Origin of the sequence: uncultured Maricaulis sp. (genome assembly GCF_963976135.1) — a bacterium.
Taxonomy (GTDB): Bacteria; Pseudomonadota; Alphaproteobacteria; order Caulobacterales; family Maricaulaceae; genus Maricaulis.
On record NZ_CAXBKN010000082.1, the window covers coordinates 1 to 13,750 of the forward strand.

Sequence of the window (13,750 nt, forward strand, 5' to 3'; positions counted from 1 at the left end):
CGGATGAAGATGGACGAACCCACAATCATGCAACGGTCCAGCGCGTTGTTGCAGCCCTATGTCAGCGAGCGCGTTCCGGGAGATTTCGCCCCCGATTTCGAGACGCTCGATGAAACCGGCCGGGCCATACGAATGCGCGCCGACTGTTTTGCCGGACGGCCGATGATATTGGGTTTCGTCGGCGCGCTGGATCACCCAGCGACGCAGGCCTGGCTCGGCCAGTGGCAGGCCGCAGAGTCGGCCATCGAGGCGGCCGGCGCCCATCTGATGTTCGTCTCCAGCGACACCAATGCCGCGCAGGCGCGCCAGATCAAACGCAGCTGCGGCTTGCTGGCCCCCGTCTGCGGCGATCCCACCGGGGCAATTCAGGCCCAATATGGCCTGTGTCACGGACGGGATCTGCAGGAGCCGGGCAGCGCACGTATTGTCATCATTACAGCCAATGGACAGGTCAGACGCATCATGGATCGAAGCGAAGCCGGAATTGAATCATCGCTGGAAACCGTCAGGGAGCTGGGCGTCGAGGCGGCCGGCAAGGCGCGCGAAGGCTGGATTCCCGGACATGCGCCGATCCTCGTCATCCCCAACGCCCTCGACCCGGAAGATTGCCGGACGCTGATCGAGCGGTTCGAGGCCAGTGACGGATTCCGGGTTGACCGGCCAGCCCCGGAAGAGACGGCGGAACATAAATTCATGGTCTCCGACTATAATCGGCAGGACAGAATTGATCATGTGCTCAAGGACCCGGCCCTGCTCGCACGCCTCGACCAACGCCTGGCCGAGCGCGTCATGCCCCAGGTTCAAAAAGCATTTGCCTTCCAGGTGACCCGCAGGGAATTGCTCCACATCGCCCGCTATAAGGGGGCACGCGAGGGCATTCATATCGGTCACCGCGACAATACCCATCCCAGCTCACAATATCGTCGCTTCGCTCTCTCGATCAGCCTCAATGATGATTATGAGGGCGGCGGGCTCGTCTTTCGCGAATATTCCGGCCTGGGTTATCGCGGCGCGGTCGGTACCGCCTTCGTCTTCGCCTCGGGTCTGTTGCACGAGATCGAGGAAACAACGAAGGGCGTGCGCTATAATCTGATCAGCCATCTGTTCAATGACGCATCGCTGCAACAGCCGGGGCGCTGAGCTCCAGGCCTGCGACCGGGATTCTGGCGCCCTGTGCCGGCTCGGCGCAATTCCGGCTTTACATGTTCGGTGAAGGCGCCTGATCGCCGCCATGGACGTCAGGCCCTTCCTGGGTCCCTAATAGCCCGCAATCGAGGAGTGGCTGACCATGTCGAATTCTACCCGCGGCGTCGGCGGCTCGACCGCCCAAGCTGAGCTGGCCCGGCTCAAACCCATGCTGACCGGCTGCCAGCCGATCGGCCATGGCGAGCACAGGACGCGACTGTCGGATCTGGCGCAGCGCATGACCAATGCCGGCCTCGACGCGGTCTGGCTCAATGCCGGCACGAACCTCACCTATTATACCGGCATGAGCTGGCGGGCCTCGGAGCGCCTGGTTGGCGCAATGGTCACCGCCGATGGCGCCTTGACCTATGTCGGCCCCGCCTTCGAGGAAGGCACGCTCAAGCTCTATATGGGCGTTGAGGCGCCCTTGCGCGGCTGGGAGGAGCATGAGAGCCCCTATGCGCTGGTCGCGAGCCTGCTGCCCTCTGGGGCGCAGCTGGGGGTCGATCCGGCAGCGCCCTGTTTCGCCGTCACCGGGCTGAGCGATGCGCTGGGCACCGGTGTCCGCGATGCCGGCGCTGTCGTCCTGCAGGGCCGCATGCGCAAATCCGCCGCCGAGCTGGCGCTGATGCAGGCGACCAAGACGGCCACGATCGAGGTTCACAAGGCCGCCGCCGCCATCCTGCGTGAGGGGATCACAACCAGCGAAGTCACCGAATTCATCCATGCCGCCCACAAGGCGATCGGTGCGCCGGGCGGCTCGACCTTCTGCATCGTGTTGTTCGGCCCCGATACCGCCTTCCCGCACGGCGTTGCCCGCCCCAAGGCGCTGGCGGCCGGCGATATGGTGCTGATCGATACCGGCTGCGCCATGCATGGCTATCAGTCCGACATCACCCGCTCATACGTATTCGGCGAGCCGACGGCGCGCCAGCGCGAGGTCTGGGATGCGGAGAAGGCCTGCCAGCTGGCCGCTTTCGCGGCGGCGCAACCGGGCCGGACCTGCGCCAGCGTCGATGCAGCAGCGCGGGTCGAGGCGGAGCGGCGCGGCTTCGGGCCGGGCTATCAATTGCCGGGCATCCCGCACCGCACCGGACACGGGATCGGCCTCGACATCCACGAAGCGCCCTATCTGGTCGGCGGCGATGAGACACCGCTCGAGGCCGGTATGTGTTTTTCCAACGAACCGATGATCTGCGTGCCCGGCGAGTTCGGCATCCGGCTGGAGGATCATTTCTACATGACCGCCGACGGCCCGCGCTGGTTCACCGAGCCGTCGAAATCAATCGAGGACCCGTTCGGCTAGTGTGAGCTGTCGCCGCTGAGCCGCAGGCCGAGAATTCCGACCATGATCAGGGTGAGAAAGAGGATGCGGGTGATCGTCACCGGCTCCTTGAACACCAGAATCCCGATCGTCGCGACTCCGAGCGTGCCAATCCCGGTCCACACCGCATAGGCGGTGCCAGCGGGCAAATGCTTCATCGCGGCAAACAGCAGCACCATGGAGGCGGCCAGCGCGGCCAGCACGGCGGCGTGCTGCCAGAGCGGCGCGTTGCGGGCGACATATTTGAAGCCGAGCGCCCAGGCCATCTCGAAAATCCCGCCCATGACCAGCAGTGACCAGGGCCCTGTCAGAAAAGCCATCATGCCTGCACCTCAAGATCAAAATTGCGGCGCCAGACGTCGCGGACGACCGGGTGTTTCTCGGTTGCCCGCACGGCGCCGGCCAGATTGGGGCAATGCTCGAGGAACCAGCCCCCGCGCGGCGACCAATGGCTCATCATCGCGACATAGACATCGAGCAGGCTCATCGTCTCACCGAGCAGATAGGGCCGCGTCGCGCCCTTGAAGGCCGTATCGATGATACGCCACATCTGTTTGCGGCGCTCAACGGCCTGGTGAAGCAGGGTTTTATGGGTCGCCGGGTCCGGGTGGAAACGTGCCGGTCCGTCGGTGATGGCGAGGGTCGAATAGAAGCTCGATGACATGAAGATCATCCAGCGCAGATATTCGGCGCGCTCGGGTGCATCGGGACGCGGTGCCCAGCGATACAGGCCGTCGAGATCGCCGAGCCAGATCAGGATCGCCGCGCTTTCGGTCATCACGTCGTCATTGGGCAGGATCAGCGCCGGCACCTGGCCCGCCGGATTGACCGATTTGACCCGCGCCAGCCCTTCGGCCCCGGCCAGCGGGTCGGCCTCCTCGAAATCATAGGAGATGCCGTGAAGCTCGAGTGCCGCCTCGACACAGGTCGAGCCGAAACCCTGCTGGCCATAGAGCGTATAGCTCATGCCCTGCCCTCACGAATGGCGGCCTGGACCTTGAGGGCCTGCAACGTCATGCGGATATCGTGGACGCGCACCATGGACGCGCCGGCCTGGGCGGCGCGCAGGGCCGCGGCGAGCGAGCCGCCGAGACGTTCGGTCTCGGCCGCGCCGTCATCAATGGCTGCAATGAAGCGCTTGCGCGATGCACCGAACAATACCGGATAACCGAGCGCTATCACCTGATCGAGATCATGCATCAGCGCCAGATTATGATCGAGCGACTTGCCAAACCCGATACCGGGATCAAGCCAGATACTGCCGGCATCGACCCCGCCTGCCATGGCGATATCGGCGCGCTCGGTGAGGAAATCACACACTTCACTGACGACATCGCTGTAGCGCGGTGTCTGCTGCATGGTCGTCGGAGTCCCCGCCATATGCATCAGGATCACCGGGACGCCGAGTTCAGCCGCCGTCTCGATCGCGCCCTCCGCGCGCAGCGCCATCACGTCATTCCAGATATCCGCTCCGGCCCCGATCGCCGCGCGGGCCACTTCTGGCTTGCAGGTATCGATCGAAAGCCGCGCCGCCGTCTGCTCGCGCAGCGCCTTGATCACGGGGATAACGCGGCGCATCTCCTCGGCGGCATCGACCGGTGCCGCGCCGGGCCGGGTCGACTCGCCGCCGATATCGATGACATCGGCGCCATTTCGGAGCATTTCCAGCCCCCGCGCGACGGCCGCCTGCTGGTCGATGAAATCACCGCCATCGGAAAAACTGTCCGGCGTGACGTTGAGAACGCCCATGATGAAGGGGATGCCGGATTGGCGGCGGGATCGGGGATTGCGCATGCATCCCTGCTAGTCTGACCGTATCGAATTGGCAAGCTGCGGCGCTAGGGGATTGGCGATGCCTGCAGGTCGAGCGTGAATCCGGCCTGGAATTCACCGGCGTCCTGCCCGATGTGAACCGTCGCGGTTTCGCCCTCGCGCACCAGCAGACGCGGCGTCGCAACAATCTGCGGCTCGCTGTCGCCATCACCCTGGGTCGTCAGCGTCACCTCAAACAGAATATCGCCGCCCTGCTGCGCGCTCGCCATCACGGCAGCTACGAGATCGAGCTTGGCCCCGCTTCCCACCAGGCCCAGATCGAAGGTCGTCGCCGATAGATCGTCCATGCGCAGGCGATAGACCTCGCCCGGGGCAATCTGCGGATTGGCCGTGGCCCGGGTGAAGGTCTGCTCGTTTGGAAAGTCGACGCTGGCGGTCGCATCAAGCATCACAGCGAGGCGCTGGACTTGCTCGGGCGCCGATGGCGGGTGCGCTGGAGCATTCGAGGGTGTGCAGGCTGACAGGGCCAGCGCGACAAGCGGAAGGATGACGACAGAAAGACGAATCACAAGGCTCTCCCGCTGGCCGCTTATCGGCCCGAAAAACAACCCTTCCGTGATTTGCCGCCATGGACAAGCGGAAAGAAGAACCCCCGGCGCCTGGCACCGGGGGTTGGTCATCAGTTGGTGTTCAAGCCGCGATCAGGCGCCTTGCGGCTCAGGGTCGGTAGCTGGACCACCATCCTTGGCCGGGCCATCATCGGTTGTCGGCACAGCGCTGGTTGGCGGTGGTGATGACGGAGCGGCCGGCTCGTCGGGCCGCGTCGGGCGCTTGCCGTCGAGCAGGTCCTTCACTTCCTGACCTGTCAGCACCTCGAATTCGAGCAGACCTTCGGCCAGCAGATCGAGCTCCTTGCGGTGCTCGGTCAGGATACGGCGCGCCGTCGTCTCGGCCTCCTCGATCAGGGAGCGAACTTCCTTGTCGATCAATTCGGCCGTGTCGGGCGAGATATTCGGGGCCTCATAGGACTGGTTCTGATAGCGCACGCGGCCGAGTTTTTCGGACATGCCCCATTCCATCACCATGGCCCGGGCCATCTGGGTCGCCTGCTGGATATCGCTGGTGGCACCATTGGTGACGTTTTCCGGACCGAAGGCGATGATTTCCGCTTCGCGCCCGCCAAACATCGAAGCGAGACGGGAGACACAATACTGGCGCGTATAGCTCAACCGGTCGGATTCCGGCAGGTTGAAGGTGACGCCCAGGGCACGGCCGCGCGGGATGATCGTGACCTTATGGAGGGGGTCATGCTGCGGCATGTTGAGACCGACAAGGGCGTGACCGGCCTCGTGATAGGCGGTGAGCTTCTTCTCGGCATCGGTCATCACCATCGAGCGCCGCTCGGGGCCCATCATGACCTTGTCCTTGGCATCCTCGAATTCGGTCATCGAGACGACACGCTTGTTGCGGCGCGCAGCCAGCAAGGCGGCCTCATTGACCAGATTGGCGAGATCAGCGCCGGAGAAGCCGGGCGTGCCACGCGCGATCACGCGCGGGTCAACATCACTCGCCAGCGGCACGTCGCGCATATGGACCTTGAGGATTTTCTCGCGGCCGATAATGTCGGGATTGCCGACCACGACTTCGCGGTCGAACCGGCCCGGACGCATCAGCGCCGGATCGAGCACGTCGGGACGATTGGTCGCGGCGATCAGGATCACGCCTTCATTGGCCTCGAACCCGTCCATCTCGACGAGAAGCTGGTTCAGAGTCTGTTCGCGCTCATCATTGCCACCACCGATACCGGCACCGCGCGAGCGGCCGACGGCATCGATTTCGTCGATGAAGATGATGCAGGGCGCATTCTTCTTGGCCTGTTCGAACATGTCGCGGACGCGGCTGGCGCCGACACCGACGAACATTTCAACGAAGTCAGAACCGGAAATCGTGAAGAAGGGCACATTGGCCTCGCCGGCGACGGCGCGGGCCAGCAAGGTCTTGCCGGTACCCGGAGGGCCAACGAGCAGAACGCCCTTGGGGATCTTGCCGCCGAGGCGCTGGAATTTGCTCGGATCCTTGAGGAATTCGACGACTTCCTGCAGCTCTTCCTTGGCTTCATCGACACCGGCGACATCGTCAAACGTCTTGCGGCCATGGGTTTCGGTCAGCAGGCGGGCCTTCGATTTGCCGAAGCCCATCGCGCCGCCGCGTCCGCCGCCCTGCATCTGGCGCATGAAGAATATCCACACCCCGATCAGCAGCAGGAAGGGGAAGTAATTGATCAGGATATTGACGAAGAAATTGCCATCAGTGTCGACAGGCTCGACATCAATATTGACGCCGGCTTCGCGCAAAATGCCAACCGTCTGGTTGTCCTGCGGCGGCAGCATGGCCTCAATCACCTGGCCGGTGCCGCTCTGGGCGCGAATTGTGTCGCCCTGAATGGTCGCCGAGGAGATTTCATTGCGTTCGACCCGGCCAAGAAATTCCGAATAGGTCACCTGGCTGGTCGGTGCGACGGTTTCGCCGGAACGGCTGACAAGCTGCACGAGTGCGAGAAGCAGCACGAACACCACGGCCCAAATCAGGATATTTCTCATTTGCATGCGGATCATCCGTTCAATCTAGCGGTCATCGTGGACCAGATATGGGCATTCAAGGCGAGAAGTGCGAGTCACAGGTGCAGCCCGCAAGCCCTGTCAGGCCGGAGCGGGATGTTCCAACCCCGGCTGGAAGGCAGGTTCACACAGCAAGCGGCTGTGAAACCTTTGCTCCATCAAGGGCGCAATCCTCACGCCAGAATCGTGCCGCACACCGGCAATTGCCAAAACCTCACCATCGCAGCGCAGCGCCAGCAGACCGGTTCGCGCCGGGCCCGGGATGGTTTCCAGATCGCAGCGCGCTCCATCTCTCCTATACCCCTTACCCAAGGGTTCGGCGATGATATTCACGAGGGAAGTTTCAATCTCGTAACGACCGTCCCAGACCTGAGCAGTCCCTGGCTGCACATCCAGCGACTTGCTCCCCGGATGATCAACTCGCCCAAGCACGGCGCCCGGATCGCGGAACATCCAGCTTCCACCGCGCCATCGCATTGTCTGCACACCCGCGGCGCTGCCGGGGCCTTGGTGCAGGACCTGCTCGACCAGACCATCCAGCCCCGAGCGTCGAGCCGGGGCAGCGCGCCCGGAGATAGCCAATGCGAGGGTCTCGATGAGGCGCCGGCGGATCACCGGTGCGGTCCTGCTCAGGCGCCCGACATCCAGTTGCGCCCCACCCCAGGGGTGAAAGCGCACGGCTTCACGGGCGATGGCGGCAGCGATAAGGCGCTCATTGCGATCAATCGCGCCGAGGTCCCGGGCGAGAACAGCGAGCCGTTCTGTCTTGAGACCAGCCATTTCCAAGGTGCCGAGCCGCTGCCGGGCACGAATTCGTGCATAGCGGCGGTCCTGATTGGATGGATCGTCGATCCAGCGTTCGCCGGTGGCCGTCAGATAATCACGCAAATCCGTGCGCCGCAAATCGAGCAATGGCCGGAGGATTTCGACACCGCGGCCCTGCGGCCAGACCGGTGAGGCCACCCGTTCGGCCATGGCTGCCAGGCCACGCCAGCCGGCCCCCGCCTGCAAGCGCATCCAGACTGTCTCCGCCTGATCATCCCGCGTATGGGCCAATAGCAATTGCGTGATATGGCGCGCCCGGCACGTTTCAGCCAACAGGGCATGGCGCGCCTGGCGCGCCGCGGCCTGGAGGCCGTGTTCCGGCTTGTCGCCACGCCAGCACAACAACTCGGCGCGGGCACCGAGGCGCCGGGCAGCGTCGACGGCCCGGCGGGCCTCTGCGCCGCTATCGGGCCGCAAATCATGGTCAACGGTCAGGGCATGCAACTCACTGCCACGCGCCCGCGCCCATTCGGCGGCGATGCAAAGCAGGGCATGAGAGTCGCCACCGCCGGAATAGGCGAGCGCGATCGGTTCTGAGCCGGGATGATGGCGATCAAGCCAAGCGTGCAGGCGCGCGGGAAAATCTGCGCCGACCGTCACCGGCAGCCGGCACGAACCGATTCCCGGCTTGCCCGGTCGCGGGATGCGGCCGAGGCATTGGGAAATTGGCGGCCGAAGCGGGCCAGGGTATCGCAAGCTTCACGGGTCTGACCAAGCCCGTGCAGGGAAGCCGCCAGTCGCACCAGGGCGTCGGGCGAACGCTCGCCATCGGGCTGGGCCCGCAGCGAGGCGATATAGGCATCCGCGGATTCAGCGTGATTGCCGCGGACAAAGAAGGTCTCGCCGAGCCAATACCAGGCTTCACCGGCGCGCGGGTCGTCGCCATGCTCTGTGACAAAGCGCTCGAACCCGGATTGGGCGCCGTCGAAATCGCCGTCGAGCAGACGTCCACGGGCATCCTCATATAGCGTGACCGGATCAGAAACCGGCATGGCGGCTTCGCCCGGCGTGCCGCCAAGAACGCCGGTTGCGGCAGCGCGCTGGCGCGCAAAGGGATCATCGGGATTGACGATGGCCAGGCCGGTCGCGGCATCGGCATTGCCGGGCTGATCAAGCCCGTCCTGCATCCAGGCGGCGGCATCGTTCTCGGGCGGCATTGTGGCCGCGGGATCGGTTGGCATCACGACGCGCGGCTGGCGCTGCGCCTGTTCGACCTGCTCGCGCAGCTGACGGTTCTCAAAGCTGAGCCGCTCGATCTCGCCGGTCATTTCACGCACCTGATAGTCGAGCGCATCGAGGCGCTGCATCAGCGTGTCGACAACCGGATCGCCAGCCATGAAGCGCTCCTCAAGCCGGCCGATGCGCACTTCCGTGGCGTCGATACGCTCGGTCATTTCACGGCGGGACTGGGCGGGGGCCGGTGCTGTCGCGAACATCGCGAGGGCAAGAACGGAAAGACAAACAAATCGGATCATGGTGCGTACCTAATGCAAGAGGACGGCAGAATTACGGCATTTTCCCGTATTCGAAGGGAAGTCGTCTATCAAAGAAAAACGCCCGTGACATCGCGGTCACGGGCGCTCCTTTATTCCGGGCATCACCCCATGATCAGTTGGTGTAACCACCCGTGATCGCGGTCGTCGCATTCCGGTTGATGGCCCAGCAGGCCTCGCCGGATTCGCGGCAGGCAGGACGTTCCTTGCCATAAGACACGGTGGAAATGCGGGATGGGTCCACACCTTGGCTGATCAGATAGTCGCGGGCAGCATTGGCCCGGCGTGCTCCGAGCGCCAGATTGTATTCGCGTGTGCCGCGCTCATCGCAATTCCCGGCAACAAGGATGCGGGCGCTGCGATAGCTGGCCAGCCAGGCAGCCTGGCGGCGCAGGGTTTCCCGAGCCTCAGGCGTCAGATCGTGACGGTCATAACCGTAGAAGACCCGGTCGCCGGCATTCTGAACAAAGTCCTCGACCGAGCCGGCGATCGGGCCGGTCGGCTGGTAATGCTGGACCGGCGGCAGAGCCGGCGGTTGCGTCACTGGAGCAGCTTCCTGCACCGGCGGCGTCGAGGCACAAGCGGTGGCAAATGCACCGAGCGCTGCAATGGCAAACAGTTTCATTTTCATAACGGTACACCCTCATCCGACCAAGCCCATGATGGCACTTGGTGACCTCCCCTGCACACACCCCACGTCGCGATCAGGATGAAATCCCGCCGGCGCCATGTTGCGGTCGAAACGTTACGCAGAAAATCTCTATTCGATCAAGGGCGACCACGCCGGATCGGATGCCATTCCACCCGTAGCCAGCCGCCGCAGGTTGAATCCTGCCAGATCAATACTCCAGATTTCATAACGCGTGCCATTGGCGCGGCTTTCGCCTCGCGTGAACAATAGGACGCGGCCATTGGGCGACCAGGCCGGCGTATCGACATAGTAACCCTCATAGAGAATTCGTTCGATACCCGAGCCGTCGGCCCGCACAACGCCAAGCGAAAACTGATTGCCGCTCTGCTTGGTGAAGGCGATCAAGTCACCGCGTGGCGACCAGACCGGGGTCGTGTAACGGCCGGAGCCGAAGCTGACGCGGTGCGCGTCCGTGCCATCGGCATTCATGACATATAATTGCGATCCGCCACCGCGCGCCGAGGAAAACACGATTTGTTGACCGTCGGGCGAAAAAGACGGCTCGACGTCATCGGCTGGATGGTCGGTGAGCCGCACGAGATTGCGGGTGCGCAGATCGAACAGATGGACATCATGGCCACCGCGGGTCTCGATCGAGACAGCCAGCTGGGATCCGTCGGGCGAAAAGCGCGCCGACAGGCTTTGACCGTTTGGGTTGACCTGGCTGGCAGCACCGCGGCCATTGGAGGCAAACAGGGCCTCCTGACGGCCGGTCTGCAGGTCGTAGAGATAGGTCGTCGCCTGACCTTCGATAAAGGAGACATAGGTGATCTCCTGGGTCGTCGGCGAGTAATTCGGCAGCAGAGCCATATAGGAGCGATCGGTCAGGAAGGATGGATTGGCGCCATCCTGATCCATCATTGCCAATTGCCGGACCGGCTCTTCTTCAGTGCCACGGCCCTCGGAGACATAGACGATCCGGGTATCGAAATAGCCAGCCTCACCGGTCAGGCGCTGATAGACGGCATCGGCAACCTTGTGGGCAACGCGGCGCCAATTCTCCGGCGCGGTGACGAATTGCAGGCCGAGCAGCTGGTCTTCCAGCCGGGTGTCCCAGAGACGGAAGGCGACCAGAAGCCTCCCATCTTCCTGGATGGTGACACGGCCCGCCAGCAGCGCCGAGGCGTTGATCACGCGCCAGTCGGAGAAGCGTGGGCGCAGATCGATATTCTCGATCGCCTCGATATAGGCCGCCGGATCGACCGGCGCGAACAAGCCCGAACTCGCCAGATCATTGGTGATCACCCGGGTGATATCGCTTCCGCGCGTTGCGGCCTCGTCACTGGCCCCGATGAAATCAGGCAACGCCACCGGCAATGGGTCGAGATTGCCTTGCGTGACATCGACGCGCAAAGGTTCCTGGGCAGTCGCTGCCGTCGCGAACACCAGGCTCACGAGGAGGACGGAAATGGCTCGGAAAACTCGGGTCATGATCTCAAACTCCAGGACTGCGGACTATCCCGCGGCAAGGTCTACGTGAAAATTGACTTCTATAAGGCGCCACTGCGCATAACGATCGGCGGGCAGGCTATAGGGTGCGCAGTCGAGCACAGCTGTCTGCGCCCGCTCGGCCGCCGTCAACCAGAATGAATTGCCCGAGGCCTGGATGCGGCCCAGATCCTTCACCCGCGGCGGGCCGGACAGGCTGCCATCGCGATTCAGGCGGACCTCGACAATGACGCCGAGATTTTCCGGATTGGGCATGTCGGCGACGGTGCGCCAGCAGCGATAGGTCTGCGAACGGATCAGTGTCGCCAGATCGGCAGTATCGGTGGCCCCGCTTCCAACGGCGCTGCGCTCGGCGCCCTGGGCGGGCGCGCCCGCATCGCTGCGCGCGTCGGCAACCTGACGCTCGAGATTGCCCAGCAGATCGGCCAGGGAGGGTTCGGCCGGGCGCGAGGGCGGTGGCTGTACTGTGCGTTGCGGCGGCTGGCGCACCGGTGCCGGTGGCTCTTCCGGTTCAGGCTCGGGTTCCGGGGTTGCCGGCTCGGGCACGCTCTGCGGCTCGGCATCAATCAATTCCGGCGCCTGTTCAGGCTCGGGCTCTGGCTCGGCGGCCGGAGGTGGCGCCGCGATTTCGTCTTCGAGACTGGCTTCCTCGACCGCCTCTTCCGGCTCGGGCACCGGTTCGGGCGCTCGGGCGCGCACACTGGTCATCTCGCCCAGGGTTATGATGTCAATTGGAATGATAGGCGCAGCGTCAAACATCTGTGCGGCGCGCGGCAAATAGATCATGCCTGCGGCGATAATGCCGGCGTGCACAAAGAGAGAGAGGATGAAACCACGCACGCGCCAGCCGTTATCGCTCTATCGGGTCCGTGACGAGACCCAGATTGGTGAAGCCGGCCGCATTGACCCGCGCCATCACCCGGGCGACATCGCCATAGGCAGCGCCATCGTCAGCCCGAATGAAGATCCGGCTGGAATAGCCGGTGCCGGCAATCGCGGTCAGGCGCGGTGCCAGCTCCGCGAGCGTCACCACGGTCTCCTGCAGATAGATCTCGCCATCAGTCGTGATGGAAATCGTCAGCGGTTCTTCGCCGGCGGGCAGATTGCGCGCCTCGGTGCGCGGCAGATCGACCGGCACGCCGACGGTCAGCAGCGGCGCCGTGATCATGAAGACGATCAGCAGGACCAGCATGACATCGACGAAGGGCGTGACGTTGATTTCCGCCTTCGGCTTCCATTTGGCGCGTCCGCGACCGGAACGCCCGCTATCGAGAGAAGCAGCCATCGCTCAATGCCCGTCGCGGTCAGCCAGCGCCGACAATTCGTCGACATAGCCGTCGAGGCGCGATCCGTATTTGGCCAGATTGGCCGAGAGCGTATTGAAGAAGATCACAGCCGGAATGGCGGCCAGCAGGCCCAGCGCGGTGGCAAACAGGGCCTCGGCGATACCCGGTGCGACGACAGCAAGATTGGTGTCCTGCGATGCGGCAATGGCCCGGAAGGCATTCATGATGCCCCAGACAGTGCCGAACAGACCAACGAAAGGCGCCGATGATGCGATGGTCGCGAGCACGCCGAGACCGCTCTCGGTATCGGTCAGCTGACGCCCCGCTTCGGCACCGGCTGCCTTGGCCACACGGCTGCCCGGATGGGCACCCTTCCATTCGCGCAGACCGGCGGCGAAGACGCGGCTGAAGGGCTCGCGGGCATTTTTTGCAAACTGGTCAGCGAGCGCATCAAGCGAGCGGCCGGACCAGAATTCACGTTCGAAATTTCGCGCCTTGGCGTGAAGGCTGCGCAATTGCAGCGATTTGTCGATCGCGATCGCCCAGGACCAGACCGACATGAAGGCCAGGATGCACATCACGCCCTTTACGACCCAGTCGGCGCGCAAAAACAGGGCGAGGAAGCTGAAGCCCTCGACTGCCTGAGCCACGTCTACAACAGTTGCATCCATGAGAATTCCCTCGACTTGCGTCCCGGCACGGCACGCCGGGCGATTGGCGTTTGCGTCACTATTCACATTGCAGGCCAAGCGACGCTGGGTCATCCGGTGCAACAGGAGCGCTATGGCTCGCGATTGCGGCAAATTTCAGATGATCACGCGTCCCTGCCGTCAATTTCGCAGCAGACCCTCACCGCAGAACGCCGCCAATTCAAGCCTTTCGGGGACGCAAACTTGAAAAACACTGATTTAATTCTGCAGCCGGGCGCTTCAGTTTCCGGCCATCACATAGGGCAGCCAGGCCTGCGCCATGGATTTGGGCGGCCGTTTGGCGCGCCCTGACGGGTCCATGCACACGGCCTGGACGGCGGCCGTGGCGATAATTTCGCCATCGCGGCGCAACACCTGGTCGAGCATCAGGCGCGCACCCTGCTGCGGCCGGTAGAT

Annotated in this window: 14 protein-coding genes; 2 read left to right on the forward strand and 12 right to left on the reverse strand. The window is 63.7% G+C overall.

From position 1 onward, the window contains the following. Both AAC023_RS11090 and AAC023_RS11095 read left to right on the forward strand, forming a co-directional pair. On the forward strand, positions 1–1,140 hold a 1,140-nt coding region (locus AAC023_RS11090), incomplete at its 5' end, for a redoxin domain-containing protein (protein WP_339741213.1). A 148-nt stretch (positions 1,141–1,288) separates the two neighbouring features. Further along, positions 1,289–2,491, forward strand: a complete 1,203-nt coding sequence (locus tag AAC023_RS11095; protein ID WP_339741214.1) for a Xaa-Pro peptidase family protein — start codon at positions 1,289–1,291, stop codon at positions 2,489–2,491. Here AAC023_RS11095 and AAC023_RS11100 read toward each other — a convergent pair. The 12 genes from AAC023_RS11100 to tolQ all read right to left on the reverse strand — a co-directional run bounded on the left by AAC023_RS11100 (position 2,488) and on the right by tolQ (position 13,315). After that, a complete protein-coding gene (locus AAC023_RS11100) occupies positions 2,488–2,832 on the reverse strand; it encodes a multidrug efflux SMR transporter (RefSeq protein ID WP_339741216.1) in 345 nt (114 codons plus the stop codon). The genes AAC023_RS11095 and AAC023_RS11100 overlap by 4 nt on opposite strands. After that, complete coding sequence (locus AAC023_RS11105; RefSeq protein ID WP_339741217.1) at positions 2,829–3,476, reverse strand: glutathione S-transferase family protein; 648 nt, start codon at positions 3,474–3,476, stop codon at positions 2,829–2,831. Before AAC023_RS11105 ends, AAC023_RS11100 begins: the two co-directional genes overlap by 4 nt. After that, positions 3,473–4,303 (reverse strand): dihydropteroate synthase, encoded by an 831-nt coding sequence (gene folP / locus AAC023_RS11110; RefSeq protein ID WP_339741218.1) that lies wholly within the window; start codon positions 4,301–4,303, stop codon positions 3,473–3,475. Before folP ends, AAC023_RS11105 begins: the two co-directional genes overlap by 4 nt. Positions 4,304–4,347: 44 nt before the next feature. Continuing rightward, positions 4,348–4,851, reverse strand: coding sequence for a hypothetical protein (locus tag AAC023_RS11115; RefSeq protein ID WP_339741219.1), 504 nt, complete (start codon positions 4,849–4,851; stop codon positions 4,348–4,350). Positions 4,852–4,983: 132 nt separating this feature from the next. Next, positions 4,984–6,882 carry an ATP-dependent zinc metalloprotease FtsH gene (gene ftsH, locus AAC023_RS11120; RefSeq protein ID WP_339741221.1) on the reverse strand — a complete coding sequence of 633 codons (1,899 nt, stop codon included), beginning with the start codon at positions 6,880–6,882 and terminating at the stop codon, positions 4,984–4,986. Positions 6,883–6,981: 99 nt separating this feature from the next. Continuing rightward, positions 6,982–8,325 (reverse strand): tRNA lysidine(34) synthetase TilS, encoded by a 1,344-nt coding sequence (gene tilS / locus AAC023_RS11125; RefSeq protein WP_339741222.1) that lies wholly within the window; start codon positions 8,323–8,325, stop codon positions 6,982–6,984. Then, positions 8,322–9,200: a tol-pal system protein YbgF gene (gene ybgF / locus AAC023_RS11130; RefSeq protein WP_339741223.1), complete on the reverse strand. Its 879-nt coding sequence runs from the start codon at positions 9,198–9,200 to the stop codon at positions 8,322–8,324. The genes tilS and ybgF overlap by 4 nt, the downstream gene beginning before the upstream one ends. Positions 9,201–9,333: 133 nt before the next feature. Continuing rightward, on the reverse strand, positions 9,334–9,849 hold the full coding sequence (gene pal, locus AAC023_RS11135) for a peptidoglycan-associated lipoprotein Pal (RefSeq protein WP_339741224.1): 516 nt from the start codon (positions 9,847–9,849) through the stop codon (positions 9,334–9,336). 129 nt (positions 9,850–9,978) lie between these two features. Continuing rightward, positions 9,979–11,340: a Tol-Pal system beta propeller repeat protein TolB gene (gene tolB / locus AAC023_RS11140; RefSeq protein WP_339741225.1), complete on the reverse strand. Its 1,362-nt coding sequence runs from the start codon at positions 11,338–11,340 to the stop codon at positions 9,979–9,981. A 24-nt stretch (positions 11,341–11,364) separates the two neighbouring features. Further along, on the reverse strand, positions 11,365–12,066 hold the full coding sequence (locus AAC023_RS11145) for a hypothetical protein (RefSeq protein WP_339741226.1): 702 nt from the start codon (positions 12,064–12,066) through the stop codon (positions 11,365–11,367). Positions 12,067–12,208: 142 nt separating this feature from the next. After that, positions 12,209–12,643, reverse strand: coding sequence for an ExbD/TolR family protein (locus AAC023_RS11150; protein WP_339741227.1), 435 nt, complete (start codon positions 12,641–12,643; stop codon positions 12,209–12,211). 3 nt (positions 12,644–12,646) lie between these two features. Next, positions 12,647–13,315, reverse strand: a complete 669-nt coding sequence (tolQ, locus tag AAC023_RS11155) for a protein TolQ (protein ID WP_339741228.1) — start codon at positions 13,313–13,315, stop codon at positions 12,647–12,649. Between the last annotated feature and the right edge of the window lie 435 nt (positions 13,316–13,750).